This is a genomic window from uncultured Amnibacterium sp., from assembly GCF_964250715.1.
Classification (GTDB): Bacteria; Actinomycetota; Actinomycetes; order Actinomycetales; family Microbacteriaceae; genus Amnibacterium.
In genome coordinates this window covers 112,732-139,157 of record NZ_CAXUGX010000010.1, presented here as the reverse complement: position 1 = coordinate 139,157, position 26,426 = coordinate 112,732, and the positions used below count along the sequence as shown (strand labels likewise).

General features: G+C 71.4%; 30 protein-coding genes. 23 read left to right on the top strand and 7 right to left on the bottom strand.

Features of this window, described 5'->3' with window-relative positions:
• The 3 genes from ACFE7H_RS11160 to ligD all read left to right on the top strand — a co-directional run.
• On the top strand, positions 1 to 933 hold a 933-nt coding region (locus ACFE7H_RS11160; protein ID WP_375401304.1), incomplete at its 5' end, for a DNA-directed RNA polymerase subunit alpha.
• A 3-nt stretch (positions 934 to 936) separates the two neighbouring features.
• The gene (gene rplQ / locus ACFE7H_RS11155) at positions 937 to 1,608 is read left to right on the top strand and encodes a 50S ribosomal protein L17 (protein ID WP_375401303.1); all 672 of its coding nucleotides are present in this window, start codon (positions 937 to 939) and stop codon (positions 1,606 to 1,608) included.
• Positions 1,609 to 1,741: 133 nt separating this feature from the next.
• Positions 1,742 to 2,779 (top strand): non-homologous end-joining DNA ligase, encoded by a 1,038-nt coding sequence (ligD, locus tag ACFE7H_RS11150; protein WP_375401302.1) that lies wholly within the window; start codon positions 1,742 to 1,744, stop codon positions 2,777 to 2,779.
• A gap of 155 nt (positions 2,780 to 2,934) precedes the next feature.
• Here ligD and ACFE7H_RS11145 read toward each other — a convergent pair whose 3' ends face one another.
• On the bottom strand, positions 2,935 to 3,987 hold the full coding sequence (locus ACFE7H_RS11145) for an ATP-dependent DNA ligase (protein WP_375401301.1): 1,053 nt from the start codon (positions 3,985 to 3,987) through the stop codon (positions 2,935 to 2,937).
• A gap of 39 nt (positions 3,988 to 4,026) precedes the next feature.
• Here ACFE7H_RS11145 and ACFE7H_RS11140 point away from each other — a divergent pair, with 39 nt between their 5' ends.
• From ACFE7H_RS11140 to ACFE7H_RS11105, 8 genes are all read left to right on the top strand, one after another.
• Positions 4,027 to 4,911 (top strand): tRNA pseudouridine synthase A, encoded by an 885-nt coding sequence (locus ACFE7H_RS11140; RefSeq protein ID WP_375401300.1) that lies wholly within the window; start codon positions 4,027 to 4,029, stop codon positions 4,909 to 4,911.
• 181 nt (positions 4,912 to 5,092) lie between these two features.
• A complete protein-coding gene (rplM, locus tag ACFE7H_RS11135; RefSeq protein ID WP_375401299.1) occupies positions 5,093 to 5,539 on the top strand; it encodes a 50S ribosomal protein L13 in 447 nt (148 codons plus the stop codon).
• Positions 5,540 to 5,561: 22 nt separating this feature from the next.
• Positions 5,562 to 6,044, top strand: coding sequence for a 30S ribosomal protein S9 (gene rpsI, locus ACFE7H_RS11130; RefSeq protein WP_375401298.1), 483 nt, complete (start codon positions 5,562 to 5,564; stop codon positions 6,042 to 6,044).
• A gap of 22 nt (positions 6,045 to 6,066) precedes the next feature.
• The gene (gene glmM, locus ACFE7H_RS11125) at positions 6,067 to 7,413 is read left to right on the top strand and encodes a phosphoglucosamine mutase (protein ID WP_375401297.1); all 1,347 of its coding nucleotides are present in this window, start codon (positions 6,067 to 6,069) and stop codon (positions 7,411 to 7,413) included.
• Positions 7,414 to 7,586: 173 nt separating this feature from the next.
• Entirely contained in the window at positions 7,587 to 8,495 is a 909-nt protein-coding gene (locus tag ACFE7H_RS11120) for a DUF4349 domain-containing protein (RefSeq protein WP_375401296.1), read from the top strand.
• Positions 8,496 to 8,531: 36 nt separating this feature from the next.
• Positions 8,532 to 9,101 carry an RNA polymerase sigma factor gene (locus tag ACFE7H_RS11115; protein ID WP_375401295.1) on the top strand — a complete coding sequence of 190 codons (570 nt, stop codon included), beginning with the start codon at positions 8,532 to 8,534 and terminating at the stop codon, positions 9,099 to 9,101.
• Positions 9,101 to 9,586, top strand: a complete 486-nt coding sequence (locus tag ACFE7H_RS11110; protein WP_375401294.1) for a hypothetical protein — start codon at positions 9,101 to 9,103, stop codon at positions 9,584 to 9,586. Before ACFE7H_RS11115 ends, ACFE7H_RS11110 begins: the two co-directional genes overlap by 1 nt.
• Positions 9,583 to 10,521, top strand: coding sequence for a hypothetical protein (locus ACFE7H_RS11105; RefSeq protein WP_375401293.1), 939 nt, complete (start codon positions 9,583 to 9,585; stop codon positions 10,519 to 10,521). The genes ACFE7H_RS11110 and ACFE7H_RS11105 overlap by 4 nt, the downstream gene beginning before the upstream one ends.
• Positions 10,522 to 10,657: 136 nt before the next feature.
• Here ACFE7H_RS11105 and coaA read toward each other — a convergent pair whose 3' ends face one another.
• Entirely contained in the window at positions 10,658 to 11,605 is a 948-nt protein-coding gene (gene coaA, locus ACFE7H_RS11100) for a type I pantothenate kinase (RefSeq protein WP_375401292.1), read from the bottom strand.
• A 63-nt stretch (positions 11,606 to 11,668) separates the two neighbouring features.
• Between coaA and glmS the strand changes: the two genes are divergently transcribed.
• The 9 genes from glmS to ACFE7H_RS11055 all read left to right on the top strand — a co-directional run bounded on the left by glmS (position 11,669) and on the right by ACFE7H_RS11055 (position 18,610).
• Complete coding sequence (gene glmS, locus ACFE7H_RS11095) at positions 11,669 to 13,522, top strand: glutamine--fructose-6-phosphate transaminase (isomerizing) (protein WP_375401291.1); 1,854 nt, start codon at positions 11,669 to 11,671, stop codon at positions 13,520 to 13,522.
• 16 nt (positions 13,523 to 13,538) lie between these two features.
• On the top strand, positions 13,539 to 13,892 hold the full coding sequence (locus ACFE7H_RS11090; protein WP_375401290.1) for a holo-ACP synthase: 354 nt from the start codon (positions 13,539 to 13,541) through the stop codon (positions 13,890 to 13,892).
• Complete coding sequence (gene alr / locus ACFE7H_RS11085; protein ID WP_375401289.1) at positions 13,892 to 15,016, top strand: alanine racemase; 1,125 nt, start codon at positions 13,892 to 13,894, stop codon at positions 15,014 to 15,016. The genes ACFE7H_RS11090 and alr overlap by 1 nt, the downstream gene beginning before the upstream one ends.
• 32 nt (positions 15,017 to 15,048) lie before the next feature.
• The gene (tsaE, locus tag ACFE7H_RS11080) at positions 15,049 to 15,588 is read left to right on the top strand and encodes a tRNA (adenosine(37)-N6)-threonylcarbamoyltransferase complex ATPase subunit type 1 TsaE (RefSeq protein WP_375401312.1); all 540 of its coding nucleotides are present in this window, start codon (positions 15,049 to 15,051) and stop codon (positions 15,586 to 15,588) included.
• A 9-nt stretch (positions 15,589 to 15,597) separates the two neighbouring features.
• Positions 15,598 to 16,197 (top strand): tRNA (adenosine(37)-N6)-threonylcarbamoyltransferase complex dimerization subunit type 1 TsaB, encoded by a 600-nt coding sequence (gene tsaB / locus ACFE7H_RS11075; protein ID WP_375401288.1) that lies wholly within the window; start codon positions 15,598 to 15,600, stop codon positions 16,195 to 16,197.
• Entirely contained in the window at positions 16,194 to 16,721 is a 528-nt protein-coding gene (gene rimI, locus ACFE7H_RS11070; RefSeq protein WP_375401287.1) for a ribosomal protein S18-alanine N-acetyltransferase, read from the top strand. The genes tsaB and rimI overlap by 4 nt, the downstream gene beginning before the upstream one ends.
• Positions 16,718 to 17,803: a tRNA (adenosine(37)-N6)-threonylcarbamoyltransferase complex transferase subunit TsaD gene (tsaD, locus tag ACFE7H_RS11065; protein WP_375401286.1), complete on the top strand. Its 1,086-nt coding sequence runs from the start codon at positions 16,718 to 16,720 to the stop codon at positions 17,801 to 17,803. Before rimI ends, tsaD begins: the two co-directional genes overlap by 4 nt.
• A 98-nt stretch (positions 17,804 to 17,901) precedes the next feature.
• Positions 17,902 to 18,216 carry a hypothetical protein gene (locus tag ACFE7H_RS11060; RefSeq protein ID WP_375401285.1) on the top strand — a complete coding sequence of 105 codons (315 nt, stop codon included), beginning with the start codon at positions 17,902 to 17,904 and terminating at the stop codon, positions 18,214 to 18,216.
• Between the two features lie 37 nt (positions 18,217 to 18,253).
• Positions 18,254 to 18,610, top strand: a complete 357-nt coding sequence (locus ACFE7H_RS11055) for a DUF4190 domain-containing protein (RefSeq protein WP_375401284.1) — start codon at positions 18,254 to 18,256, stop codon at positions 18,608 to 18,610.
• 10 nt (positions 18,611 to 18,620) lie between these two features.
• Here the strand turns inward: ACFE7H_RS11055 and ACFE7H_RS11050 are convergent, their stop codons facing one another.
• Positions 18,621 to 19,811 carry an SAM-dependent methyltransferase gene (locus ACFE7H_RS11050; RefSeq protein WP_375401283.1) on the bottom strand — a complete coding sequence of 397 codons (1,191 nt, stop codon included), beginning with the start codon at positions 19,809 to 19,811 and terminating at the stop codon, positions 18,621 to 18,623.
• Between the two features lie 158 nt (positions 19,812 to 19,969).
• Between ACFE7H_RS11050 and groES the strand changes: the two genes are divergently transcribed.
• The 3 genes from groES (at position 19,970) to ACFE7H_RS11035 (ending at position 22,847) form a co-directional block, all read left to right on the top strand.
• Complete coding sequence (groES, locus tag ACFE7H_RS11045) at positions 19,970 to 20,266, top strand: co-chaperone GroES (RefSeq protein ID WP_375401282.1); 297 nt, start codon at positions 19,970 to 19,972, stop codon at positions 20,264 to 20,266.
• Between the two features lie 241 nt (positions 20,267 to 20,507).
• Positions 20,508 to 21,470, top strand: coding sequence for an EamA family transporter RarD (gene rarD / locus ACFE7H_RS11040; RefSeq protein WP_375401281.1), 963 nt, complete (start codon positions 20,508 to 20,510; stop codon positions 21,468 to 21,470).
• Positions 21,471 to 21,587: 117 nt separating this feature from the next.
• Entirely contained in the window at positions 21,588 to 22,847 is a 1,260-nt protein-coding gene (locus ACFE7H_RS11035; protein ID WP_375401280.1) for an ABC transporter substrate-binding protein, read from the top strand.
• An 81-nt stretch (positions 22,848 to 22,928) separates the two neighbouring features.
• Here ACFE7H_RS11035 and ACFE7H_RS11030 read toward each other — a convergent pair whose 3' ends face one another.
• The 4 genes from ACFE7H_RS11030 to ACFE7H_RS11015 all read right to left on the bottom strand — a co-directional run bounded on the left by ACFE7H_RS11030 (position 22,929) and on the right by ACFE7H_RS11015 (position 26,416).
• Entirely contained in the window at positions 22,929 to 23,369 is a 441-nt protein-coding gene (locus tag ACFE7H_RS11030) for a hypothetical protein (protein ID WP_375401279.1), read from the bottom strand.
• Positions 23,370 to 23,780: 411 nt separating this feature from the next.
• Positions 23,781 to 24,533 carry an ABC transporter ATP-binding protein gene (locus ACFE7H_RS11025; protein ID WP_375401278.1) on the bottom strand — a complete coding sequence of 251 codons (753 nt, stop codon included), beginning with the start codon at positions 24,531 to 24,533 and terminating at the stop codon, positions 23,781 to 23,783.
• A complete protein-coding gene (locus tag ACFE7H_RS11020; protein WP_375401277.1) occupies positions 24,526 to 25,452 on the bottom strand; it encodes an ABC transporter ATP-binding protein in 927 nt (308 codons plus the stop codon). Before ACFE7H_RS11020 ends, ACFE7H_RS11025 begins: the two co-directional genes overlap by 8 nt.
• Positions 25,445 to 26,416 carry a branched-chain amino acid ABC transporter permease gene (locus ACFE7H_RS11015; RefSeq protein ID WP_375401276.1) on the bottom strand — a complete coding sequence of 324 codons (972 nt, stop codon included), beginning with the start codon at positions 26,414 to 26,416 and terminating at the stop codon, positions 25,445 to 25,447. Before ACFE7H_RS11015 ends, ACFE7H_RS11020 begins: the two co-directional genes overlap by 8 nt.
• Between the last annotated feature and the right edge of the window lie 10 nt (positions 26,417 to 26,426).

The following is a 26,426-nucleotide window of genomic DNA, read 5'->3' as shown; positions in this document are numbered from 1 at the left end:
CGGTTCGTCATCGAGCCGCTCGAGCCGGGCTTCGGCTACACCCTCGGCAACTCCCTGCGTCGCACGCTGCTCTCCAGCATTCCGGGCGCCGCGGTCACCAGCATCCGCCTCGAGGGGGTGCAGCACGAGTTCACGACGATCCCCGGGGTGAAGGAGGACGTCACCGAGATCATCCTGAACATCAAGGGCCTGGTCGTCTCCAGCGAGCACGACGAGCCGATCACCGCGTACCTGCGCAAGCAGAGCGCTGGCGCCGTCACCGCGGCGGACATCTCCGCTCCGGCGGGTGTCGAGATCCACAACCCCGACCTGCTGATCGCCACCCTGAACGACAAGGCCCGCTTCGACCTGGAGCTGACCGTGGAGCGTGGCCGCGGCTACGTCTCCGCCACGCAGAACCGCAGCGAGTTCAGCGAAGCCGGTCAGATCCCGATCGACTCGATCTACTCGCCGGTGCTCAAGGTGACGTACCGCGTCGAGGCGACCCGTGCCGGTGAGCGCACCGACTTCGACCGCCTGGTCGTGGACGTGGAGACGAAGCCGGCCATCAGCCCGCGCGACGCGATCGCCTCCGCCGGCCGCACGCTGACCGAGCTGTTCGGTCTGGCCCGCGAGCTGAACAGCGCCGCCGAGGGCATCGAGATCGGGCCGGCCCCGATCGACGCGATCGCCTCCAGCGAGCTGTCCATGCCGATCGAGGACCTGGACCTGTCCGTGCGGTCCTACAACTGCCTGAAGCGCGAGGGCATCAACACCGTCAGCGAGCTGGTGGCGCTGTCCGAGACGCAGCTGATGAACATCCGCAACTTCGGCCAGAAGTCGGTCGACGAGGTGAAGGACAAGCTCGTCGAGTTGGGCCTGAGCCTGAAGGACGCCGTCCCCGGCTTCGACGGCGCGCACTTCTACTCCGCCTATGACGACGAGGAGAGCTGAGTCATGCCCAAGCCCACCAAGGGACCGCGCCTGGGCGGCGGCCCGGCCCATGAGCGGCTGATGCTGGCCAACCTGACGGCGCAGCTGTTCACGTACAAGTCCATCCAGACCACCGAGGCCAAGGCCAAGCGGATGCGTCCGCTGGCCGAGCGCATGGTGACCTTCGCCAAGCGCGGCGACCTGCACGCCCGCCGCCGGGTGCTGAGCACCATCACCGACAAGGGTGTGGTGCACGAGCTGTTCACCGAGATCGCGCCGCAGGTGCAGGACCGGCAGGGCGGCTACACCCGCATCACGAAGACGGGGTTCCGCAAGGGCGACAACGCTCCGATGGCCGTCATCGAGCTGGTGCTGGAGCCGGTGACGCCGAAGCGCGCGGCACCCGCCCGCGCTCGCCGCGCGACGCCCGCCGCGGCAGCGCCGACCGAGCCGGAGACGATCGCGCCGGAGCCCGGCGAGACGCCTGCGGCCGACGAGGTGCCGGTTGAGGACTCCGAGACCCTGGAGGTATCGGAGGAGGTTTCGGACGGGACACCCGCTGAGTCGGCGACGCCTGCTGCCGAGGAGGTCGAGGCCGACGCGGCCGAGACCGCCGCGGGCACGGAGGCTCCGGAGGCGCCCACCGCGGACGAGCCGAAGCCCGACGACGACGCTCCGCCGACCGTCACGAACTGACGCGCTGCTGACCGCGAGCTCGAGTGTGCGCTGAGGCCATCCGCCACCCGGCGGGTGGCCTCCTTCGCGTCCGCAGCGCCGTTCCCGCCGTCCCCCTCCCCGGACGAGCGGCCTCGCCCCGTAGGGTCGGCCCATGGCGAGCGAGGCGACCACCGTGACCGTGCCCGGTCCGCACGGGGACCGCGAGGTGCGTGTCTCCAGCCCGTCGCGGGTGGTCTGGCCCGAGGTGGGTATCACCAAGCTGGACCTGGCCCAGTACCTGATCGCCGTCGGTCCGGCGTTCCTGGCGGCGAACGGCGGTCGGCCGATCTCGCTGCAACGGTTCGGCGGCGATGTGCACGGCGAGCATTTCTTCTCCAAGAACCCGCCGCGTGGCGCGCCCGACTACCTGCGCTCGGTCGTCGTCACCTACCCGAGCGCCCGGGCCCATCCGCAGTTGATCATCGACGAGATCGCCGGCGCCGTGTGGGCGGCGCAGATGAACACGGTGGTCTTCCACGCCTGGCCGTCGCGGGCGGAGACCTCCGACTTTCCCGACCAGCTGCGCATCGACCTGGACCCGCAGCCCGGGACCGGCTTCGCAGAGGCGACGACGGCGGCGTTCGGGATGCGCGACGTGCTGGCCGAGGCCGGGCTGACGGCGTTCGTGAAGACGTCCGGCAACCGCGGCCTGCACCTGTACGCGCCGATCCGACCGGAGCACGAATTCCTCGACGTGCGGCACGCGGTGATCGCCGCCGCCCGCGAGCTGGCTCGCCGCACCCCGGACACGGTGACCGTGGACTGGTGGAAGGAGCTGCGCGGCGAGCGGATCTTCCTGGACTTCAATCAGGCGGCGCGCGACCGCACCATCGCCGGCGCCTACAGCCCGCGGGCGCTGCCTGCCGCGACAGTGTCGTGCCCGGTGACCTGGGACGAGCTGGCCGACGGCGTGGATCCGGGCGCCTTCACCGTGCAGACCATGCCGGATCGCCTGGCCGCGACCGGGGACCCGTGGGCGACGATGTCGGACGCCGCCGGCTCGCTCGGCGTGCTGCTGCAGTGGTGGGAGCGGGACCTGCAGCGCGGGGAGGGCGAGCTGCCGTTCCCGCCCGACTACCCCAAGATGCCGGGCGAACCGCCGCGCGTGCAACCCTCCCGGGCCCGCCCGCCCGCCGACGCCGCCTCCTGACCCGCGCATGCCGGAGCACAACAGCAGGACCAGGTCCTGCTGGCAGGTAGCTGGTCGACCAGCAGCCTGCTGTCGAGACCCTGTCCTGTTGTCGTGCTGTGGTGGGAGCCGCTGAGGCGGCAGCGGAGGAGCGAGCGGAAGAACGAGCGGAGGGGCTATCGGAGGATCGAGGCCAGGTCGTACGCCGTCGGCACCTCCAGCTGCTCGAACGTGCAGGAGCGGGGCTCGCGGTCCGGGCGCCAGCGCTCGAACTGGGCCGTATGCCGAAAGCGGCTGCCTTCCATCTGGTCGTACCGCACCTCCATCACCCGCTCCGGACGGAGCACGGCGAAGGAGACGTCCTTCGCGGAGTTGAAGCGGTTCTTCTCACCCTGCTGGCGCACCGGCTCGCCGTGGTCGTCGCGCAGCAGCAGTGGCGCCAGCTCGTCGACCAACTGCCGACGGCGCACGTCGCTGAACGCGGAGACCCCGCCCACGTGGGCCAATGTGCCGTCATCGGTATACAACCCGAGCAGCAGCGAGCCGACCCCCGTACCGCTCGCGTGCGTGCGGTAGCCGGTGACCACCACGTCGGCGGTGCGCGCGTGCTTCACCTTGAGCATCACCCGCTTGCCGGGGGTGTAAGGGGCGTCGACCGGTTTTGCGACGATTCCGTCCAGGCCGGCGCCCTCGAACGTCGTGAGCCAGCGCGTCGCCAGTTCGGCGTCGCTCGTGACCTGCGTCAGGTGCAGCGGAGCGGCCGGTGCGCCGAGGAACGACTCCAGCGCGGCGCGCCGGTCCCCGAACGGCAGCTCCAACATGCCGCGATCGGCATCCGCCAGCAGGTCGAACGCCACGAAGGACGCGGGCGTCTCCTGCGCCAGCTTCGCCACCCGTGAGGCAGCCGGGTGGATGCGCTGCGAGAGCGCCTCCCAGTCCAGGCGCTCCGCTCCGGACTCGCCGCGCCGCACGATCACCTCGCCGTCCAGTACGCACGGGCCCGGCAGGGCGGTCGCGAAGGCGTCGACCAGGTCGGGGAAGTACCGCGTCAACGACTTGCCGCCGCGGCTGCCGATCTCGACGGTCTGGCCGTCGAACGCGACGATCGCGCGGAAGCCGTCCCACTTCGGCTCGTACAGCAGCGCGCCGCCGCCGGGCGCCCGCTCGGGCACGGTGGCGACGGCCTTGGCGAGCATCGGTTCGATCGGCAGGTCGACGGGCAGCGGCATGCGCTCATCCTGCCGCCCGCCCTGCGCCACCATGGTGCGGTGCAGCGACCGACGGACGAGGACTTCGCCATCCGGCTGCGCCTCGACATCGCCTACGACGGCACCGACTTCCACGGCTGGGCCCGCCAGGCCGGGGACCAGCGCACGGTGCAGGGCCGGCTGGAGCAGGCGCTCGGCACCGCCGCGCGCAGCCCCGGACAGCCGCCGCGGCCGATCGCCGCGGGCCGCACCGATGCCGGCGTGCATGCCACCGGGCAGGTGGCCCATCTCGACCTGACGGCCGGGCAGGCGGAATCGCTGCTGCGACGGGTGGGCGCCGACGGCGTCGCTCGGCGGGTGAACGGTGTCCTCGGTGCGGACGGCGATCTGGTGGTCCGCGCGTCGGCGCTCGCACCGGCCGGCTTCGATGCGCGCTTCAGCGCGATCTGGCGGCGCTACGAGTACCGGATCGCCGACGCGGAGGCGGTGCTCGACCCGCTGCAGCGCCGTCGCACCCTGGTGGTGCCGCGGCGAATGGACGACGCCGCGATCGTCGACGCGTCCGCCGCGCTCACCGGCCTGCACGACTTCGCCGCGTTCTGCCGTCCGCGCCCCTTCGCCACCACGATCCGCACCCTCCAATCCCTCTCCTGGGCGCGCGAGGACGACGGCGTGCTCGTCGCCCGGCTGCAGGCGGATGCGTTCTGCCACGGCATGGTGCGCAGCATCGTCGGCGCCTGCCTGGCGGTCAGCACCGGGCGACTCCGCCCGGACGGGCCGGCGCGACTGCTGAGCGACGCCGTGCGGTCGGGCGAATACCCCGTCGCCCCGGCGCGCGGCCTGACCTTGACCGAGGTCGGATATCCGCCGGATGCGGAACTGGCGGATCGAGCCGAGCACACCCGCGCCCTGCGGGTGCTCGCCACGGAGCTCTCGTCTCCGTAAGAGGTCCACCGCGGTGGTGCCTGCGACCTCCGACGTGGGCTATCCTTGACCGTTCGCGCGCATCAGTCGCGCGGCTTCGAGCCCTCCACCCTGGGGTTCCGCACCGGCCCTCCGGCCGGACGTCGCGGAATGCCGACCGGAGCGGGATACACGACCACCTCGAGACAGAAAGCGCCCCTTCATGACGCGCACCTACTCGCCCAAGGCGAGCGAGATCCAGCACGACTGGCTCGTCATCGACGCCACCGACGTCGTCCTCGGTCGGCTCGCCAGCCACGCCGCCGCGCTGCTGCGCGGCAAGCACAAGGCCACCTTCGCCCCGCACATGGACTCCGGCGACTTCGTGATCATCGTGAACGCGGACAAGGTCGCGCTCACCGGATCCAAGCGGGATCAGAAGCTCGCCTACCGCCACTCCGGCTACCCAGGCGGTCTCACCGCGACGAACTACGCCGAGATGCTCGAGAAGCAGCCGGCGCGCACCGTCGAGCGGTCCATCCGCGGCATGCTGCCGAAGAACTCCCTCGGCCGTGCCCAGATCAAGAAGCTGAAGGTCTACGCGGGTCCGGAGCACCCCCACGCGGCGCAGCAGCCGACGCCGTACACGCTGAACCAGGTCGCGCAGTAGCGCGGACAGAGGGACGAGACTCATGGCACGCATCGCAGACTCCATCGACACGCCGTCGAGCTTCAGCACGGCGACTCCCGCCGCCGAGGTGGCGCCGACCCCGCGCCCGGCGCTGACCGTGCCGGGCGGAGCAGTCGGCCGGCGCAAGCAGGCAATTGCGCGCGTTCGGCTGGTACCGGGCTCCGGCTCGATCACCGTCAACGGCCGCGAGTTCGCGGACTACTTTCCGAACAAGCTGCACCAGCAGTTGATCAACGACCCGTTCACGGTGCTCGAACTCACGGGCAGCTACGACGTGATCGCAAAGATCTCAGGTGGTGGCCCGTCCGGCCAGGCCGGGGCGCTCCGGCTCGGCATCGCCCGCGCCCTGAACGAGATCGACCAGGAGAACAACCGCGCGAGCCTGAAGAAGGCCGGCTTCCTCAGCCGTGACGCTCGGGTCAAGGAGCGCAAGAAGGCCGGCCTGAAGAAGGCCCGCAAGGCGCCGCAGTTCTCCAAGCGCTGACCGCGCCCTTCCAGGCGCGCTCATGAGCCGACTCTTCGGCACCGACGGCGTGCGTGGGCTCGCGAACCGCGACGTCACGCCGCAATCGGCGCTCTCACTCGCGCAGGCCGCGGCGCGAGTCCTCGGCGAGGGTCCGCGCCGCGCCGGCCGTCGCCCGACCGCCGTGCTTGCGCGTGATCCCAGACTGTCCGGCGAGTTCATCGGGGCCGCCGTCGCGGCCGGACTGGCCGGCTCCGGAGTCGACGTGTTCGACGCCGGCGTCATTCCCACGCCTGCGCTCGCGTACCTGGTCGCGAGCCTCGAGGCCGACTTCGGCGTGATGATCTCGGCATCCCACAATCCGGCACCGGACAACGGCATCAAGATCTTCGCCGAGGGCGGCACCAAGCTGCCCGACGAGACGGAGGACCGCATCGAGGCCGCGATGGCCGAGCAGCCGCTCGCCCCGATCGGCGCCGACGTCGGGCGGATCAGCCGCTTCGCGGACGCCGAGGACCGCTACGTCCTGCACCTGCTCGGCTCGCTGCCGCACCGGTTGGACGGCCTGACGATCGTGCTCGATTGCGCCAACGGCGCCGCCGCCGGAGTCTCGCCGCAGGTGTTCACCGACGCCGGCGCGAAGGTGATCGTGATCGGCAACGATCCCGACGGGCTGAACATCAACGACGGGGTCGGCTCCACCCACCTGGACACGCTGGCGCGCGCCGTCGTGCACCACGGCGCCGACGCCGGCATCGCCCACGACGGCGACGCGGACCGCTGCCTGGCGGTCGACGCCGACGGCCGCATCGTGGACGGCGATCAGATCATGGCGATCCTCGCGGTCGCGATGAAAGACCGCGGCGTGCTGAAGGACGACACCCTCGTCGCCACGGTGATGAGCAACCTGGGCCTGCACCGCGCGATGCACGCTGCGGGCATCCGCGTGCTGGAGGCGAACGTCGGCGACCGGTACGTGCTCGAAACCCTGGGAGCGGAGGGGCTGTCGCTCGGCGGCGAGCAGTCCGGCCACGTCATCATGAGCGCGCACGCCACCACCGGCGACGGGCTGCTGACCGGGCTGCACCTGATGGCCGAGGTCGCCCGCAGCGGCCGCACCCTGGCCGATCTGGCCTCCGCCGTCACGATCTACCCGCAGGTGCTGCTGAACGTGCGCGAGGTGGACCGCGACCGCGTGCGCTCCGATACGCACCTGGCGCAGGCGATCGCCGCCGAGGAATCGGCGCTCGGCGACACCGGTCGCGTACTGCTGCGCCCCTCCGGGACCGAGCCGGTGGTGCGGGTGATGGTGGAGGCGGCGGACCAGATGACCGCGCAGGCGGTCGCGAGCCGGCTGGCCGGTGTCGTGCGGGAGCGCCTGGCCCTCTGACAGTCCTGCCTGAGTTCCGAGGAATTCAGGAGAAATCGAGGGATGAAGGCGAAAGCGGGCCGGATCGAGGTCCGGAACTCGGGATCGCCTGAATTCCTCGGCGCTGGATTCCTCGGTGGTCACGCAGGGCGAACTCGGTGAGACGATCCCGGTTCGACCGCACATGCCAGGGTATGGAGACGCTCGGCAGCAGCCGTTCCCCGCAGGACTCGACCCGCTCGCGCCGCGCCGGACCACGATCGGCGCGACGCACCGGCCTCGTTCTGCTCGCACTGCTGGGCATCGGGCTACTCACGGGATGCACGAGTGCCGCGACGGGTGCGGCATCGGCCGCTGGGGGCGGTACGGGAGGTGCGGTCGCCGACCAGGCAGCGGCGAGCGCGGCGGGCGGTATCCAGAAGGCGTCCGTCGACCGTTCCATCACGATCACCGGCGATCTGCAGCTGAGCGCGGCGGATGCGATCGGTGCTGGGCGAGACATCGCCGCCATCGTGACCGGCGCCGGCGGCCGGGTGCAGACCGAGGACGAGCACCCCAACGGCCGTCGTGGCTCCGCCGACCTGACGGTGCGGATCCCCGCGGATACCTTCCCCGCGACGCTGAAGGCGATCGAGCGGCAGGGGAAAGTGCTCGACGTCTCGGTGCGGTCGACGGACATGACCTCGCGGGTCACCGACTACGCCGTGCGGCTGGCCGGGCTGCGCACCTCCATCACCCGCCTGCAGGCGCTGCTGGCGAAGTCGACCACCACGACCGATCTCGTGCAGATCGAGAGCAGCCTGACCAAGCGGCAGACGGACCTGGAGCAGCTGCTCGCGGACCAGAAGGGCCTGACCGACCAGATCGCCTTCTCGACGCTGTCGGTCACCATCCGCTCGCCGGGCGCCGTGGCAGCTCCTGCGCCGGACACCTTCGCCAGCGGTTTCGGGGCGGGCTTCGACGGTCTGGTCTCAGCGCTGGGCTGGGCCGTCGTGATGGTCGGCGTGCTGCTGCCGTGGCTGATCGCGCTTGCCGTCATCGTGATCGTGGTACTCGGAGCGCGGCGATTGGTCCGGCGCAGCAGGCGGCCGGCGTCGACGTGAGCCAGGGTGAGCACGGCACGGAAGAGGAGGCGGGGCGTGGAGCGAGCGGAGCCGTCCGACCGCGAGCTGCTCGCTGCCGATCCGGCGGCCGGAGCGACGTTCGCCTTCCTGACCCGCAGGCACGGCGGGGTGCTCTACGCGATCGCCTACCGCGAAGTGGGGACGGTGCACGACGCGGAGGAGCTGGTGCAGGACGCGTTCCTCCTGCTGTGGACCAAGCGGGCGCGACTCCGCTTCGTCGGCGACTCGGCGTTGCCGTGGTTGATCGTCAGCGTCAAGCAGCTGGCCGCCAACCGCCGCCGGGCACTGCAGCGCCGGGCCCGGCGTGAGGTGCCGGTCGCGGCACTCCCCGAGCACGGTGAGCAGACGGTGGACGGGCCGGCCGCGGCGGTCGCCGAGGTCGTCGAGCGGGCGTTCGCCCGGCTTCCCGAGCTGGATGCCGCGGTCGCGCGGCTCTGCCTGGTGGAGGACCTGAGCTACGGCGACGCCGCAACCCGACTCGGCCTGACCGTCTCGGCGGTCCGCAACCGGTTGAGCCGATCGAGGGCGCGACTGCGTCGGGACCTTGTCGGGAGCCGGGATGCCGTGGGGGAGGAGGAGCGCTGATGGACGATCTCGCGTCCGAAGCCCAGGTGGATCGCATGGCCGGTCAGGTGCTGCGGCGTATCGAGCAGCGCCGCGCACAGCGACGGGCGGGCGCGACCGTCGCCGTGACCGCTGTGCTCCTCGTCGGCGGCTTCGGCCTGCTGCTCACGCAGTTCGGTCACGGCGCGTCGATAGCGGCGAGCAGTGGAAGCGGCGCGGGATCCACGGCTGAGCGGACCTCCCTCGTCGAATGCCACGGCTCCTCGTTGCGGACCTCGTCGTTCCGGACGGTGCAGCTGCAGGGCGCAGCGACGGCTCGCTCGGCGGTCGCCGCATGCGCGGAACAGTCGGATGAGCCGCGGAACCAGCCGGCCCCGAGCGAGCTCTCCGCTGCCGGCGCCCGCGACCTGGTGGCGTGCCGCGACGACGCCGGCCGACTTCAGGTGTTCGTGAAGGACTCGCGCCCGGCGACCCTGTGTGCCCGCAACGGAATGGAGCAGCCATGACCATCCGTCGATCGTCGTGTGCGGCTGTGATCGTGATCGCAGTGCTGGCCGGTACGACCGGATGCGCCCATCGCTCGCCGGGAACGGAGCCGAGCCTGGGCGACAGCACGCCGTCGCCCAGCACCTCCTCGCTCAGCACACCGTCGCCGGGCGCCTCCTCCTCCTCCTCCGCCTCCGCCACCGCCACCGCCATCGACCTGATGCCGACGGTCTGGCGGGTCCGCGGCGCGGCCGGTGAAGCGGAGGCGACCTGGCTGCGGGTCGACGGAGCGTCGCTCCAGATACTTCGCCCGAAGGGGGCGGTGAACCTGGCGTGGAGCACCGAGGGCAACGGGATGCTGGCGCTGCTCACGGGCTGGTCGACGAGTGTCGGCGACAGGCCGTCCGCTCCCTGGCTCACGACCGCGGCTGCCTTCGACCGCGACGGCGACGGCTGGCTGCTGCGTGACGCTGCGGGGCGCGTCACCGCCCGGCTCGTGCGGGACGGCACGCCGCCCGTTGCCAAGAACTACTTCACCGACGCACCCGTCGTGACGTCCTGGGAGCGGAGGCGCCTCGCCGACGTGGTGCCCGGGCCTGGTGTGCACGCGGTGCGGCCGCAGGAGCTGGTCGGGCGGTGGGGACGATCGGACGTCGATCCGAAGGATGCGTCGGTCGCCTTCACCGCCGACGGCGCGTGGTCCGCGACGACCCGCTGCGCGAACGGGCACAGCGGCGCATACCGACTGCTCGAAAGCGGTGTGCTGCTCACCGTCGGATACGCCACGACCCTGGTGGGCTGCCAACAGCCGCCGCAACCGGTCGCGACGGTCGCCGACACCGTGACGTCCATCGATTCGGCCGGATCCGTCCGGCTGGACGGCGACGACCTGGTCCTCTACGACCGCGGCGGCGCCCCGCTGGGAGCGCTGCACCGGCTGCCTGCATCCTCCTGAACCCCCTCCTGAACCCCCTCCTGTACTCCGAGGAATTCAGGAGAAATCGCGGAATGAAGGCGAAAGCGGGCCGGATCCGGCTCCGGAACTCGAACTCTCCTGAATTCCTCGGCGGACCGGTGGGCCTGGCCGCGGGTCAGATCTTGCGCAGCAGCACGCTGCGCACCCCGTGGTCGGCGCTCTTGCGCAGCACCAGGGTGGCGCGGGAGCGGGTGGGCAGGATGTTCTGCCGCAGGTTCGGTTCGTTGATGGCGGCCCAGATGCCGGCGGCGGTCGCCCGGGCCTCCGGCTCCGCCAGCGCCGCGTAGCGGTGGAAGTAGGACCCGGGGTTCGCGAACGCCGCGGTCTGAAGGCGGCGGAAGCGCTCGACGTACCAGTCGGCGATGTCGGCGGTTCGGGCGTCCACGTAGACGCTGAAGTCGAACAGGTCGCTGACCGCCAGCCCGGCGCCCACCGGCGGCTGCAGCACGTTCAGCCCCTCCACGATCAGCACGTCGGGCCGTCGCACGACGATCTCGGCTCCGGCCACGATGTCGTAGCTGTCGTGGGAGTAGAACGGGGCCCGCACCTCGGCCGCGCCGCTCTTCACCGCCGTGACGAAGCGCAGGAGCGCCCGCCGGTCGTACGACTCCGGGAAGCCCTTGCGCTCCAGGATGCCCCGGCGCTCCAGCTCGGAATTCGGCAGCAGGAAGCCGTCGGTCGGCACCAGTTCGACCCGGGGGGTGTCCGGCCAGTGCGCCAGCAGCTCGCGCAGCAGGCGGGCCACCGTGGACTTGCCGACCGCGACCGAGCCCGCCACGCCGATGATGAACGGAGTCGCACCCGCCCGTTCGCCGAGGAAGGCGGTCGTCCGCTCCCGCAGGCTGCGGGCGCCCACCGCGTACAGGCTGAGCAGGCGACTGAGCGGCAGGTACACCTCGGCGACCTCGCGCGCGTCGAGCGGCTCGCCCAGCCCGCGCAGCCGGTGCAGCTCCGTCTCCGACAGCTGGGGTCCGGCGTGCGGCGCGAGGGCGGCCCACGCGTCCCGGTCGATCTCGATGAAGGGGCTCGGCGCGTGGGTGTCGGTCGTGCCCTTCTCGGACATGCCGCCGATCGTATCGAGCGCGCCCGCGAGGACGCCGCCTGCGCCGTCGGTACACTCGGCCCGATGTGCGGGATCGTCGGCTACGTGGGCTCGCGTGACGCCGTCGACGTGCTGACCGGCGGTCTGAAGCGGCTGGAGTACCGCGGATACGACTCCGCGGGCATCGCCCTGCTCGACGGTCAGGGAGCACTGCACACCCATAAGCGCGCGGGCAAGCTCAGCGTGCTGACCGACGACCTGATCGCATCGCCGCTGCCACATGCCGGTACCGGCATCGGTCACACCCGGTGGGCCACCCACGGGGGGCCGACGGATCGCAACGCGCATCCGCACCTGGGCGACGACGGCAGGCTGGCCCTGATCCACAACGGGATCATCGAGAACTACGCCGAGCTGCGCGACGAGCTCACCGCCGACGGATACACCTTCAGCAGCGAGACCGACACCGAGATCGCGGCGGTGCTGCTGGGCCGCGAATACCGCAGGCGGGGCGATCTGCTGCTCGCCTTCCGGGCGGTGGTCGGTCGGCTGCATGGCGCGTTCACCCTGCTGGCGGTGCACGCCGACGAACCCGGAGTGGTCGTGGGGGCCCGGCGCAACTCGCCGCTGGTCGTCGGCATCGGCGAGGGCGAGATGTTCCTCGGCTCCGACGTGGCCGCCTTCGTGGAGTTCACCCGCCGGGCGATGGCGATCGGGCAGGACCAGATCGTCGCCATCCGCGCCGACGGCATCGAGCTGACCGACTTCGACGGTACGCCCATAGACGGCGAGGAATATGAAGTGGCGTGGGACGCCTCCGCTGCCGACAAGGGCGGCTGGTCCAGTTTCATGGCCAAGGAGATCAGCGAGGAGCCGGATGCGCTCGCCCAGACCCTGCTCGGCCGCATCCGGGGCGACGTCGTCACGCTGACGGAGATCGAGCCGGTGTTCGACGCGGCCGCGCTGAACGACATCAGCCGCATCGTCGTACTCGGCGCCGGCACCGCCGCCTACGCGGGCATGCTCGGCAAGTACGCGATCGAGAAGTGGGCCGCGGTGCCGGTGGAGGTGGAGCTGGCGCACGAGTTCCGCTACCGCGACCCGGTGCTGGACGCCCGGACGCTGGTGGTCTCGATCAGCCAGTCGGGCGAAACGATGGACACCCTGATGGCGGTCAAGTACGCCCGCTCGCGCGGGGCTCCCACACTGGCCATCTGCAACACCCAGGGCGCCACGATCCCCAGGGAGTCCGACGCCGTGCTGTACACGCGGGCCGGCCCCGAGGTGGCGGTCGCCAGCACGAAGGCGTTCACCGCTCAGGTGGCCGCGCTCTACCTGCTCGGCCTGCACCTGGCGCGGGTGCGCGGCGCGCTCGACGACGCAGGGATCGCACCGCTCGTCGCAGAGTTGCAGGCGCTCCCGGCCAAGCTGCGGCAGGTGGTGGACGACGGCAATGCGATCCGCGACCTGGCGAGGGCCATGTCCGACACCCGGTCGGTGCTGTTCCTCGGCCGGCACGCCGGGTACCCCGTCGCGTTGGAGGGCGCGCTGAAGCTGAAGGAGCTGGCCTACATCCACGCCGAGGGCTTCGCGGCGGGGGAGTTGAAGCACGGGCCCATCGCCCTGATCGAGCCCGGTCAGCGGGTGTTCGTCATCGTCCCGAGTCCCCGTGACAGCGGCAGCCTGCACCCGAAGGTGGTCTCGAACATCCAGGAGATCCGCGCCCGGGGCGCCTACGTGCTCGCCATCGCCGAGGCCGGCGACGTCGCCGTGCTGCCCTACGCCGACGAGGTGGTGCGCATCCCGCTCGCGGGCCCGATGTTCGAGCCGCTGCTCGCGGTCGCGCCCTTGCAGCGCTTCGCCCTGGAGCTCGCCGCCGCCAAGGGGCTCGACGTGGACCAGCCGCGCAATCTCGCCAAGTCCGTCACGGTCGAGTGATGCGGGCGCGGCGGCCATGATCGTCGGGATCGGCGTCGATGTGGTCGACATCGCCCGGTTCGGCCGGTCCCTCGACCGGTCGCCGGGGCTCGCCCCGAGGCTGTTCGCCGACGGCGAACGAGGTCTGCCGCTCAGCTCGCTCGCCGCGCGGTTCGCGGCGAAGGAGGCGCTGATCAAGGCGGTGGGCGACTCCGCCGGCTTGCACTGGCACGACATGGTCGTCGTCACCGACGACCTCGGCAAGCCGTCCTTCGCCGTCAGCGGAGGGGTGGCCGAGCGCCTGCAGCAGCTCGGCGCCTCGGCGCCGCACCTGTCGCTCAGCCACGATGCGGGTATCGCGAGCGCCTTCGTGGTGCTGGAGCGGATCTGATGGCGGCGGCCGCGTCCGGCAGCGCCGCGCCGCATCGGGTGGCCCGCATCGACGCCGCCGCGATCGTGGCGAACGTGCGCGCCGTGCATCGGCACGCCGGAACCCCGTCGATCATGGTCGTGGTCAAGGCGGACGGCTACGGCCACGGGGCGCTCACGGCCGCCCGCGCGGCGCTCGCCGGCGGCGCCGACTGGCTGGGCGTCGCGGACGTCGATGAGGCGCTCGCGTTACGAGCCGCCGGTGTCGACGCCCCGCTGCTGGCCTGGCTGCACGACCCCGACGCGCACTTCGGAGCCGCCGCCGCCGCGCACATCGACATCGGTGTGTCGTCGGTGCAGCAGTTGCAGCGGGTGATCGCGACCGCGCCCGGCGCCGCGGTGCAGGTGAAGCTCGACACGGGCCTCAGCCGCAACGGCGTGGCACCGGAGGAGTGGTCCGACGTCTTCCGGCTCGCCGCGATCGCCGAGGGGGACGGGACCCTGTACGTGCGCGGCCTGTTCAGCCACCTCGCCAACGCCTCCGACGCGGAGGACGCCGCCGCGGCCGCTCGGTTCGCCGAGGCCCGCAGCAAGGCGCAGCAGGCGGGTCTGCGGCCCGAGCTGACCCACTTGTCGGCATCGGCCGCCTCCATCCGGCACGACCAGAGCCCCTACTCCATGGTCCGCATCGGCATCGCCGCGTACGGACTGCCGCCGGTCAGCGGCGGACCACCGCTGACCCCGGCGATGACGCTGACCTCCCGCGTCGCCGCGGTGCGGCGCATTCAGGCCGGTTCCGCCGTCTCGTACGACTCCACCTGGCGGGCGACGGCGCCCACGACGCTGGCGCTCGTGCCGGTCGGGTACGCCGACGGCGTGCCGCGTTCGGCATCGAACCGCGCCCAGGTGCAGTTGAACGGCGCCCGTCGACCGGTTCGCGGCCGCATCGCGATGGACCAGTTCGTCGTCGATGTGGGCGACGACCCGGTCGCGCTCGGCGACCAGGTCGTGCTGTTCGGCGATCCCGCCACCGGCGCGCCGGGAGCCGCGGACTGGGCGCGCTGGGCCGAGACCATCGACTACGAGATCGTCACCCGCCTGGGCCCGCGCATCCGCCGGGAGGCAGCGTCGCGGGAGCCCGCGTGACGGAGCAGCGCACCGCAGCGACCCCGGCGGCGATGGAGGAGTTGGGCCGGGCGATCGGAGCGCGACTGCGGGCCGGCGACCTGCTCGTGCTCGACGGGCCGCTGGGCGCCGGCAAGACGACCCTGACCCGCGGCATCGGCGCCGGGCTCGGCGTGCGCGCGCCGATCACCAGCCCCACCTTCGTGCTCGCCCGCACCCACCCCTCCGTCACCGGCGGGCCGCCGCTCGTGCACGTCGACGCCTATCGGCTGGGGTCGCCCGCCGAGCTGGACGACCTGGATCTGGACTTCCCTGGCAGCGTCGTGGTCGTCGAGTGGGGTACCGGCATGCTCGCCGGCGTCAGCGAGTCGCTGCTCACGATCACGATCGAGCGGCCGCTGGGCGGGGCGGCTGTGGTGTCGGGCGGAGGCGCAGATGATGACGCCGACATGGACGAGGACGTCGAGGTCCCGGTCGAACCGCGCCTCATCCGCCTCGCCGGCAGCGGTCCGCGCTGGGCAGACGGTCCCTGGTCGGCGGAGGCTCATTCGGCGGCAGGGGGTCCGGACGGCCCGCCACTGGGCGGCTCCTAGGCTGATCCGGTGCTCCTCACGATCGACAGCTCCGGCGGCACGGGCGTCGCCCTGCTGGGCCTCGACGGGGTCACGATCCTCCAGCGGGTCAGTGCCGACGGCCGCGGGCACGCCGAGGCGATCGGCCCGATGCTCGCGGAGGCGGTCGCCGCCGCCGGAGGACCCGGTGCGCTGACCGCGGTCGCGTACGGAGTGGGGCCGGGCCCGTTCACCGGCCTGCGGGTCGGCATGGCCGCCGCCCGAGCATTGGCGGACGCGCTCGGCCTGCCGACCCTGCCGCTCGTCAGCCACGATGCGATCGCCGAGGCGTCCGGGCCCCGGTCGGGCGACTTCGTGGTCGTGACGGACGCCAAGCGTCGCGAGTCGTACTTCACGGCGTACGGCGCCCGGACCGCCGACGGGCTGCCGCGCCGTCTCGCCGAGCCCCGCGTCGGTCCGGAGGCGCAGCTGCCCGACCTGCCGCGCGTCACCGCGCCGCTGCTGCCGAGTGCGCTCGGCCGGGTCGCGCTCGCCCGGCGCGCCTCGGGCCTGCCCCCCGACGACGGAGCCCCCCGCTACCTGCGCTCGCCGGACGTGACACCGGGCGTCCCGAAGCGGGTGCTGGGATGACGGCGGTCACGCGACCCGTCGTGCGGCCGGCCGTGGCGGCCGATCTGCCCGCCGTCATGACGCTGGAGCGCGCCAGCTTCCCCTCGGATGCGTGGAGCGAGTCGAGCATGCGGGCGACGCTGCGCGACCGGGACACGGTGTTCGTGGTCGCCGAGCGATCGCAGGGCGACGGCGACCTGAACGGGTACGGCGCCGTGCTGGTGCCCCGCCGGGCGGACGCCGACGTGCTGACGCTCGCGGTCGCCGCCGACGCCCGGGGTGCGGGCCTCGGGCGCACGCTGCTGACGGCGCTGCTGGATGCAGCGCGCGAGCGCCGCTCGCCGCGAGTGTTCCTGGAGGTGCGTGACGACAACGAGGTGGCTCAGCGGCTGTACACGAGCGTGGGATTCGAGCCCGTCGGCCGCCGCCCGCGCTACTACCAGCCGGACGATGTGGACGCGATCACGATGCGTCTGGAGCTGACCGGTGAAGCGACGGGGTCGACCAGCGGAGCGATCGGGCCGACGGGAGGCGCGACCATATGACCGCCGCGCAGCCACTCGTGCTCGGCATCGAGACCTCCTGCGACGAGACGGGGGTGGGCATCGTGCGCGGGCGAACTCTGCTTGCGAACGTGATCGCCTCCTCGATGGAGGAGCACGCCCGGTACGGCGGCGTCGTCCCCGAGATCGCGGCGAGGGCCCACCTGGAGGCGCTGCAGCCGACCCTCGCGCAGGCGTTGCAGCAGGCGTCCGCTGCATTGGACGAGTCCGTGACACTGAAGGACCTGGACGCCATCGCGGTGACCGCCGGCCCGGGCCTCGCCGGCGCCCTGATGGTGGGCATCGGCGCGGCGAAGGGGCTGGCGGTCGCACTCGGCCTGCCGCTGTACGCGGTCAACCACCTGGTCGGGCACGTGGGCGCGGATCTGCTGCACGATCCGGGGCGCCCCGATGTCCCCCTCGACCTGCCGACCGTGGCGCTGCTGGTCTCCGGCGGCCACACGTCGCTGCTGCTGGTCCGTGACCTGGCCGACGACGTCGAGCTGCTGGGCGAGACCATCGACGATGCGGCGGGGGAGGCGTTCGACAAGGTCGCGCGCACCCTGGGCCTGCCCTACCCCGGCGGTCCGCAGATCGATCGAGCCGCCGGCGACGGCGACCCCGGCGCCATCCGGTTCCCGCGCGGGCTGACCGCGCCGAAGGACGCATCCGATCACCGATTCGACTTCTCGTTCTCCGGCCTGAAGACATCCGTCGCCCGGTTCGTGGAGTCGGCGGCGGCCGCCGGGCGCCCGGTCGACCTGCCGGATGTGGCGGCGAGCTTCCGCGAGGCGGTGGTCGACGTGCTGCTGACCAAGGCGCTCGACGCGTGCGCCCGCACCGGCACGCCGCGGCTGCTGCTGGGCGGCGGCGTCGTGGCGAATGCCCGCCTGCGCGCGGTCGCCGCCGAGCGCGCCGCGGCGGCGGGAGTCGCGCTGCGCATCCCGCCGCTGGCGCTCTGCACGGACAACGGCGCGATGATCGCCGCGATCGGCGCCGAACGGCTGCGAGCCGGCCATCCGGCCAGCCCCCTGGACTTCGCGGCGGACTCCACCCTGCCCGTCACCGTGGTTCAGGTGCTGTGAGGGAGCCCAACCGCTGAACGGGGGAATTGACGTGGAGTCGGCGGCGCTGCAACGATTTCGCTGATCCGGCCAACATTCACCGGGCGCCAAGGAGAATCATGACCGACCCTCAGTCCGTTCCGCCCGCCTACTCGCCCGCTCCGGCGACCCAGCCCAAGGGCCTCAGCATTGCGGCGCTCGTCCTGGGCATCGCCAGCATCCCGCTCGGCCTCTTCGGCGTGTTCGGCTTGATCATCGGTGTGCTCGCCGTCGTATTCGGATTCGTCGCGCGCGGCCGTCAGCCGTACGCCCGCCGACTGTGGCTGGTCGGGCTGATCCTCGGGTTCGTCGGGATCGTCATCGCCATCGTCTCCATCATCCTCGGGGTTCTCCTCGTCGCGGCCGCACTCAACGGCGGCACCACTAGCCCGTGACGGACGGTCCTCGGCGGGATCAGGAGCGAGAACCGAGATGACCGATCCGAACATGCCACCACCGGGATATACGCCGCCACCGGGCTACGCGGCTCCGCCGCCGGCGTACGCGCCCGGTCAGGTCGCCAGAACCAACACGCTGGCGATCGTCGCCCTCGTCCTCGGCATCGTGGTACCGATCGGCGGCATCATCTGCGGGCACATCGCGCTGCGACAGATCCGCCGCACGGGGGAGCAGGGCCATGGGCTGGCGCTGGCCGGCACGATCATCGGGTACGTGCTGACGGTGCTGATCCTGCTGATCGTCGTCGCGAACATCCTGTTCTTCGTGATCCTGTTCGGCACAGCGGCGACCCACATCCCGACCGGGCTGCCGAGCGACTTCCCGAGCTGAGAGGCGCAGGTCAGGCCGCCGCGCGGTGGCAGACCACCGCGACGCGACGCTCCTCCGTCCTCGTGACGATCAGCGTCGCGTCGCCGTCACCACGCAGGCCCAGGAAGGTGCGGAAGGTCGCCGGGTCCAGGTCGACGCCGCGCTTCTTGATCTCCAGCCGTCCGATGCCGCGCTCGCGCAGTTCCTTGCGGATGCGCAGGCGGTCGAACGGCAGTACCGCGTCGACCTCGAAGCTCGTCAGGAACGGGGAGACCAGCGGTTCGTCGCCGGTCAGGTAGGCGATCCCGTCGCCGACCGGATGCGTGCCGGTGCGGCGCGCGAGCTCGCCGATCAGGCGTGCCCGGATGACCGCACCGGCCGGCTCATGCACGAACCGGGCGAGCGGACCGGTCGGCTCGTCCGGAGTGTCGTCGCCCGCGGCCAGCTCGGCGCTGCCCTCCGGCGTCACGACGAGCGCCGATCGACGGACGCCGGAGCGCCGCAGGTCGCCGAACCACAACGCGAGTTCCACCGTGTCGGGCCCGGACGACACCCACTGCGCCTCGGCGTCGGCCGGGATCTCGTCGCGGTCGTAGGCCGGGGAGAGCTTGACGCCGGTCGGCAGCCGCGCCGCGGTCTCCAGGGCGAACGCGATGGAGGGGCTGTACGTATCGGCGCCGACCCGCCGCGTGTCGTCGTGCCCGTCGGTGCGGCGGGCGGGATCCAGCCACACCGCGCCCACGCCGGTCAGGTCGGCCTCGGCCGCGTCGCCGATCCGCACATCCGCGCCGGGGAACGGCTGCAGGTTGTACGCCGCGAGCGCCGCGGTCACCGCGTCGCGCTCCACGGCCAGCACGTCCAGGTCGATCGCGGCGAACGCCATGGCGTCGCCGCCGATCCCGCAGCCGAGGTCGGCGACCCGCTCCACGCCGGCCGCGCGCATCCGCTGCGCGTGGTGCGCGGCGACGTTCAGCCGCGTCGCCTGCTCCAGCCCCGCCTGCGTGAACAGCATCCGGGCGGCGAACGGCCCGAACTTGGCTCGGGCCCTGCGGCGCAGCCGGGACTGCGTCAGGATGGTCGCGCTGGCCTCGGGCGAGAAGCCCGCCCGGCGCAGCGCCGTCGACCTGGCGAGCACATCGGACGTGGCCTGCGGCTCGGGCTCCGCGTCGATGGCGGCGAGCACCTCGGGGGTCAGCAGCACCTCCAGGTCGTGGGCATCCATCCGCACCACGCTAACGCTCCGCCACCTGGCACTCGCATTGCAGGAGTGCCAGGCCAGCCCCTAGACTCGCCCTGGCACTCGCGGGACGTGAATGCCAACAATCTATTGGCCGAGAAGCCAACGATCTACTGCCCCAGAAGAAGGAAGAGGTGGGCCACGTGGCCGTCTCCATCAAGCCGCTCGAAGACCGCATCGTCATCCAGCAGGTCGAGGCCGAGCAGACCACTGCGTCGGGCCTCGTCATCCCGGACACCGCCAAGGAGAAGCCGCAGGAGGGCGAGGTCATCGCCGTCGGCCCCGGCCGCATCGACGACAACGGCAACCGCGTGCCGATCGACGTGTCCACCGGCGACCGCGTGCTCTACTCCAAGTACGGCGGCACCGAGGTCAAGGTCGGCGGCGATGACTACCTGGTCCTCTCCGCCCGCGACGTGCTGGCGGTCGTCGTCCGCTGACAGCGATCGGGCGTTCACTACGCCGAGAACGGGCCCGCATCCAGAACAGGATGCGGGCCCGTTCGCGTCTCCGCCCCTCTGCCTGCCCTTCGTCCGCCCCTCGGTCCCCACACAGCACCACAGCAGGACAGGGTCCCGACAGCAGGTCCGTGGTCGACCAGCAGCCTGCTGTCGGACCCTGGTCCTGCTCTCGCGCTCATGGTGTGGCCGGTGCGTCGCCGGCACCGCCTAGCGTGGCCGGGTGACAGACGGCGCGGCAGACGGCGTCGGGGACCGAAGCGGGGACCCGGCCGTCAGGCGGCGCAGCGGCCTGATCGCCGGGTTCGGGGCATACCTGCTCTGGGGTGCGATGCCCGTCTACTTCCTGGCCATGCGCGCCGGCGCGGTCGAGATCGTCGGGGCGCGCATTCTCTCGTCGCTCATCTTCTGCGGCCTGCTCGTGCTGCTGCTCCGGCGGGGCTCCGCCCTGCGACGGGTCCTGCGCGATCGACGGACGGTGCTCACGCTGGGCCTCGCCGGGGTGCTCATCTACGTCAACTGGCAGGTTTACGTCGCGGCGACCACCAGCGACCACGTGACGGATGCCGCGCTCGGCTACTTCATCAATCCGATCGTCACCGTGCTGCTCGGAGTGATCGTGCTGCGCGAGCGGCTGCGTCCCGGACAGTGGGCCGCGGTCGGCATCAGCCTGCTCGCGGTCGTCGTGCTCACGGCCGAGGCTCGCGCGGTCCCGTGGATCTCGCTCGTGCTCGCCGCCTCCTTCGCCCTGTACGGGCTGGTCAAGAACCGGGTCGGCAGCACGGTCGACCCGCTGTCCGGGCTGGTATTCGAGACGGCGTGGCTCGCCCCGGTCGCCGTGGTCCAACTCGTGATCGTCGGCGTCGGCGGCGGCCTCACCTGGGGCACGAGCGGGCTGCTCCCCACCCTGCTGCTGACCACCGCGGGTATCGGAACCGCGATCCCCCTGCTGCTGTTCGCCGCCTCCACCAACCGGCTGCCGCTGACCGTGGTCGGCTTCCTGCAGTACCTGACGCCCATCCTGCAGCTGGGTCTCGGCGTGCTGGTGCTGCAGGAGCCCATGCCGCCGGCCCGGCTGATCGGCTTCTCGATCGTCTGGCTCGCCCTGATCGTCCTGGTGGTGGAGTCACTGGTCGCGGGCGGCCGAATCCGGCGGTCAGCGCGCCCGCCGGTCACGGATGGCTAACGAAATTCGAGCGAGCGGCCCCCGAAACACGGTTGGAACCTGGGCTCCCTACTGTGACCACAAGCTGTGCGGCACTTCCGTGCACGCGTCTGCCATCACACGACAGAGAAGGACCTCATGTTCTCAACCCGTCGCGCCCGCCGAACGGCGCTCGTCCTTGCGATGAGCGCGGTCACGGCCGTGGCCCTCACCGCCTGTTCGGGCAGCCCGGGCAGCACCTCCTCCTCCAGCAGTGGACTCGCCCTGAAGATCGGCACGATCCTGCCGCAGACCGGCACGCTCGCCGCCCTCGGTCCGCCCGAGATCGAGGGCGTGAACCTGGCCGTCGCCGACGCGAACAAGGCCAAGGCCGGCATCACCGTGTCCGCCATCCAGAAGGACTCCGGCGACACGACCACGAACATCGCCACCCAGTCGGTGACCAGCCTGCTCTCGTCCAAGGTGAGCGCCATCGTCGGTGCGGCGTCCTCGTCGGTCTCCCTGACCGTCATCGACCAGATCACCAAGGCGAAGGTCGTGCAGTTCTCTCCGGCGAACACGTCGCCCGCCTTCTCCACGTACAAGGACAACGGGTACTACTGGCGCGACGCCCCCTCTGACGTGCTGCAGGGCCGGGTGCTCGGCCAGAAGGTGCTGAAGGACGGCGCGATCAACATCGCGATCCTCTACCAGAACGACTCCTACGGGCAGGGCCTGAACGACAACGTCAAGAAGGCGATCTCGAGCGGCGGCGGCACGGTCACCTCCGACGTGTCCTACGACCCGGCGGCGACCAACTTCGCCACCGAGGTCAGCAAGTCGCTCGCCTCCAAGCCCGACGCGTTCATCGTGATCTCCTTCACGCAGATCAAGTCGATCGTGCAGGAGATCGACAAGGCCGGCTATCCCTTCTCCAAGGTCTACGGCTCCGACGGCAACTACGGCGTCATCGATCCCAGCTTCAAGAACGTCGACATCGCGGGCATGCAGTTCACGAACCCGGGAGTCGTGGCGACGGCCGCGTTCAAGACCCGGCTGCAGGCCCAGGCGTCGGCGGACGGTGCGAAGGCGCTGACCTCGTTCAACTACGCGCCGGAGGCGTACGACGCCGTCACCCTGATCTCGCTCGCCGCGCTCGTGGGCGGAGCGACCGACGGCACGACCATCAAGAACAACCTGCAGCAGGTGTCGGAGGGCGGGACGAAGTGCACGAGCTTCGCCGCCTGCGCCAAGCTGGTCAAGGCGGGCACGAAGAACATCGACTACGACGGCCTCTCCGGTCCGATCACGTTCGATGCCAACGGCGACCCGTCGCAGGCCTACGTCACCATCTACAAGTACGCCAAGGGCAACACCAACTCCGCCACCGGCTCGGAGTTCGGTGACCTGACCAAGTAGCGGCGCACCTCGGTGCAGGGGCTCGCCCGGCTTCGGCCGGCCGGGCCCCTTCGCCGTCGCCATGCTCGAACGGATGGTGGGTCAGCCGGTCGCGCAGGTGCTCGCCACCCAGGCCAGCACGCGGCCGCGCAGGGCGGCGGAGGCAGTAGCGCGGACGATGCCCTCGCGACCGTCCGCAAGCCGAAGTCCGACCGGCAGCACGCTGCCCACCTTGTCCTCCGCGATCGCGTGCAGGTCGCACCGCGTCGGCTCGGCCGTGACGGTCACCCGTCCCGCAGCACTGAACCGACGCTGCACACGCCAGAACTCCTCGCCGCTCGAAGGCGAGAGCAGTGTCGTGGGCAGCACGGTCGTGACGGTCAGACCGTGGGCCCCATCCGGACCCGCCCGCAGGTCCAGATCCACGCGAGCCGTGCGGGTGCCGGCCACGGGGTGGAAGCCGGTGAACGCGACCGCGAGTACATCGGCGGCGGCTTGCGCGAAGCAGTCGGCCGTGCGGAGACCGGCAAGCGTCCCTGCCACGTCGGTGGCCGTGACCGTCCCCGTTCTGCCGGGTCAGCCGCACCCGCATCGGCCGGTTCGCCGCGCAGGACGCCCGGGACAGGACCGCGGGAAGGTCCACCGTGCCACCGGCCGGGATCTCGGCCGGGTCCGCGTCCTTCCACGCTGGTGCGGGCGCGTATCCGGCCTGCTCCAGGACCGCCCGGTCCAGCACGAGGGCGTGGGTGGAGCTGTTCACCACCTGCAGCTGCACGCGGTGCGGTGCGATGTCGGAGCGGTACTGCAGCACTCGCACGTGCACGCCGGTGAGGCGCTCGTCCGGCCTGGTCACGGGTGTCGAACACCCCGCCAGCCCTGCGACCGACCCAGCGGTGACCAACCCGGCGGCAACCAACCGCGCGGCGGCCTGGCCCATCACGGCCGGGCACCGGGTCACCTGCGGCGCTCCGCCTCCTGGTCGGTGGCCAGCGTGCCGAGGTACAGCTCGATCACCTTGGGGTCGTTCATCAACTCGCGGCCGCGACCCGAGTAGGCGTCCCGACCCTGGTCGAGCACGTAGCCACGGTGGCAGATCTGCAGCGCCCGCCGGGCGTTCTGCTCCACGATCAGCACGGAGACGCCCGCCCGGTTCACCCGCGCCACGTTCAGAAACGTCTCGTCCTGTCGCACCGGCGAGAGGCCGGCGCTCGGCTCGTCGAGCAGCAGCACCGAGGGGTTCATCATCAGCGCCCGCGACATCGCGACCATCTGCCGCTCCCCGCCCGAGAGCGAGCCGGCCCGCTGCTTCAGCCGCTTCTTCATCTCGGGGAAGAGGCCGAGCACCTGATCGATCTGAGTCGCGTACAGCTTGGGGCGCTGGAAGACCCCCATCTGCAGGTTCTCCTCGATCGTCAGGCTGGGGAACACGTTGTTCGTCTGCGGAACGAACCCGACGCCCTTCGCGACCAGCTTGTCGGCGCCGAGGCCGGTGATCTCCTCACCGAAGAGGGACACGGAGCCGCTGCGGATGTTCACCTGCCCGAACACCGCCTTCAGCAGCGTGGACTTGCCGGCTCCGTTCGGCCCGATGATGCCGACCAGCTCGCCCTTGCCGACCTCGACGGTGCAGCCGTTCAGGATGTTGATCCCCGGCAGATAGCCGGCTACCAGCGCGTCCGCGCGCAGCACGACGCCGTCGTCAGGCACGGGCGTCGTCCCGGTCGGCCTCGGCCTCGACCTGCGCCTCCACCTCGGCCTGCAGCGCCGCCGCCTCGTCGCCGGACAGGTCGCCGAGGTCGGTGTCGTGGTGCGACCCCAGGTACGCGTCGATGACCGCCGGATCCTGCATGACCGCGCCGGGGTAGCCCTCCGCGACGATGCGTCCCTCGGCCATCACGATCACCCAGTCGGCGATCTCGCGCACCACGTGCATGTCGTGCTCGACGAACAGCACGGTCATGCCGCCCTTCTTCAGGTCGAGCACATGGTGCAGCAGCGACTGGGTGAGGGCCGGGTTCACGCCGGCCATCGGCTCGTCGAGCATGAGCATGGTGGGCTCGCTCATCAGTGCACGGGCCATCTCCAGCAGCTTGCGCTGCCCGCCGGACAGGCTGGCCGCGAAGTCGTCGGCCTTCGTGTCGAGCTTGAACCGGGCGAGCAGGTCGAGCGCCTGCTCGGTGATCTGCTGCTCCCGCTTGCGCCACAGCGCCGGGATGATCGACCGGGCGAAGTGCTCGCCGGGCTGGTTCTGAGCACCCAGCCGCATGTTCTCCATCACCGAGAGCATGCTGAGGGCCTTGGTCAGCTGGAAGGTGCGGATCATGCCACGCCTGGCGACCTTGTAGGCGGCGACGCCCGCGATGGGCCGTCCGTCGAACGACCAGGTCCCCGCATTCGGCTTGTCGAACCCGGTCAGCAGGTTGAAGAACGTGGTCTTGCCTGCGCCGTTCGGGCCGATCAGGGCCGTGATCACGCCGCGGGGGATCTCGACGTGGGCCACATCGACCGCGTCGACGCCACCGAAGGTGCGCCGCACCCCGTCGGCCACGACGATGGGGTCGCGCTTCGCGACCCCCGGTCGTGCCGGCTCGTCCAGGATCGTCGTATCGATCGTCGCCTCAGGCAAAGAACGCCTCCCGCTTCTTGCCGACCAGGCCGCTCGGCCTGAAGATCACGATCAGCATCAGGGCCACCCCGACAATGATGAACCGGACGGGCCCCTGCTGCACCGACGAGATCGGCAGGAAGTGGTACTGCACGCCGAGCGACAGCACCCCGTCGGCCAGTGACAGCACCACCCAGAACACGATCGCGCCCACCAGCGGGCCGAAGACGGTGGTCGCGCCGCCGAGCAGGATGATCGTCAGCAGGAAGAACGTGGTCTGGGTGCCGTAATTGTCGGGCTGCAGCGACGTCGGAATGATGTTGATCACCGCGGCCAGGCCGCCGAGCACTCCGCCCAGCACCAGTGCCTGCATCTTGTAGCCGAACACGTTCTTGCCCAGGCTGCGCACGGCGTCCTCGTCCTCCCGGATGCCCTTGACGATGCGGCCCCACGGGCTGCGCATCAGCTGGCGCACGAACAGGGCGACCAGCACCACGAAGACCCAGCCGACGATGATGATCCACAGGTCGTTCTCGTCGTAGGTCAGCACGCCGAAGCCGTAGCTGCCGGGCGGGATGGGGTTCAGCGCGTCGAAGGTGGACGACGAGCCGTTGATCCCGTCCGATCCGCCGGTCACCGGGATCAGCTCGGGCGTCTTGACCGTGTAGCGGACGATCTCGGCCGCGGCGATCGTCACGATCGCCAGGTAGTCCGCGCGCAGCCGCAGGGTGGGGACGCCGAGGATCAGGGCGAAGACCACCGAGGCCGCGATCGTCAAGAGCAGCGACAGCCAGAACGGGAAGCCCAGCTTGACGGTCGAGATCGCGAACGCGTAGCCGCCGACGGCCATGAATCCGGCCTGGCCGAAATTCAGCAGGCCGGTGAAGCCGAACTGCACGGCCAGCCCCAGGGCCGCGAGGGCGTAGGCGATCGTCTGGAACGAGATGATCTGGCCGAAGGCCAGGGCGATGAAGCTGAAGTCCATATCCGTCCGT

What these genes read in the sequence shown, in the direction of transcription:
- rpsI (WP_375401298.1), top strand. Translation starts at nt 5,562, where the DNA reads ATGGCACGCATCGCAGACTCCATCGACACGCCGTCGAGCTTCAGCACG.
- tsaD (WP_375401286.1), top strand. Translation starts at nt 16,718, where the DNA reads ATGACCGCCGCGCAGCCACTCGTGCTCGGCATCGAGACCTCCTGCGAC.
- ACFE7H_RS11015 (WP_375401276.1), bottom strand. Translation starts at nt 26,416, where the DNA reads ATGGACTTCAGCTTCATCGCCCTGGCCTTCGGCCAGATCATCTCGTTC.
- coaA (WP_375401292.1), bottom strand. Translation starts at nt 11,605, where the DNA reads ATGTCCGAGAAGGGCACGACCGACACCCACGCGCCGAGCCCCTTCATC.
- ACFE7H_RS11060 (WP_375401285.1), top strand. Translation starts at nt 17,902, where the DNA reads ATGACCGACCCTCAGTCCGTTCCGCCCGCCTACTCGCCCGCTCCGGCG.
- ACFE7H_RS11090 (WP_375401290.1), top strand. Translation starts at nt 13,539, where the DNA reads ATGATCGTCGGGATCGGCGTCGATGTGGTCGACATCGCCCGGTTCGGC.
- ACFE7H_RS11110 (WP_375401294.1), top strand. Translation starts at nt 9,101, where the DNA reads ATGGACGATCTCGCGTCCGAAGCCCAGGTGGATCGCATGGCCGGTCAG.
- rplM (WP_375401299.1), top strand. Translation starts at nt 5,093, where the DNA reads ATGACGCGCACCTACTCGCCCAAGGCGAGCGAGATCCAGCACGACTGG.
- glmM (WP_375401297.1), top strand. Translation starts at nt 6,067, where the DNA reads ATGAGCCGACTCTTCGGCACCGACGGCGTGCGTGGGCTCGCGAACCGC.
- rplQ (WP_375401303.1), top strand. Translation starts at nt 937, where the DNA reads ATGCCCAAGCCCACCAAGGGACCGCGCCTGGGCGGCGGCCCGGCCCAT.
- alr (WP_375401289.1), top strand. Translation starts at nt 13,892, where the DNA reads ATGGCGGCGGCCGCGTCCGGCAGCGCCGCGCCGCATCGGGTGGCCCGC.
- tsaE (WP_375401312.1), top strand. Translation starts at nt 15,049, where the DNA reads ATGGAGGAGTTGGGCCGGGCGATCGGAGCGCGACTGCGGGCCGGCGAC.
- ACFE7H_RS11055 (WP_375401284.1), top strand. Translation starts at nt 18,254, where the DNA reads ATGACCGATCCGAACATGCCACCACCGGGATATACGCCGCCACCGGGC.
- ACFE7H_RS11105 (WP_375401293.1), top strand. Translation starts at nt 9,583, where the DNA reads ATGACCATCCGTCGATCGTCGTGTGCGGCTGTGATCGTGATCGCAGTG.
- rimI (WP_375401287.1), top strand. Translation starts at nt 16,194, where the DNA reads ATGACGGCGGTCACGCGACCCGTCGTGCGGCCGGCCGTGGCGGCCGAT.
- ligD (WP_375401302.1), top strand. Translation starts at nt 1,742, where the DNA reads ATGGCGAGCGAGGCGACCACCGTGACCGTGCCCGGTCCGCACGGGGAC.
- ACFE7H_RS11050 (WP_375401283.1), bottom strand. Translation starts at nt 19,811, where the DNA reads ATGGATGCCCACGACCTGGAGGTGCTGCTGACCCCCGAGGTGCTCGCC.
- ACFE7H_RS11120 (WP_375401296.1), top strand. Translation starts at nt 7,587, where the DNA reads ATGGAGACGCTCGGCAGCAGCCGTTCCCCGCAGGACTCGACCCGCTCG.
- glmS (WP_375401291.1), top strand. Translation starts at nt 11,669, where the DNA reads ATGTGCGGGATCGTCGGCTACGTGGGCTCGCGTGACGCCGTCGACGTG.
- ACFE7H_RS11035 (WP_375401280.1), top strand. Translation starts at nt 21,588, where the DNA reads ATGTTCTCAACCCGTCGCGCCCGCCGAACGGCGCTCGTCCTTGCGATG.
- ACFE7H_RS11145 (WP_375401301.1), bottom strand. Translation starts at nt 3,987, where the DNA reads ATGCCGCTGCCCGTCGACCTGCCGATCGAACCGATGCTCGCCAAGGCC.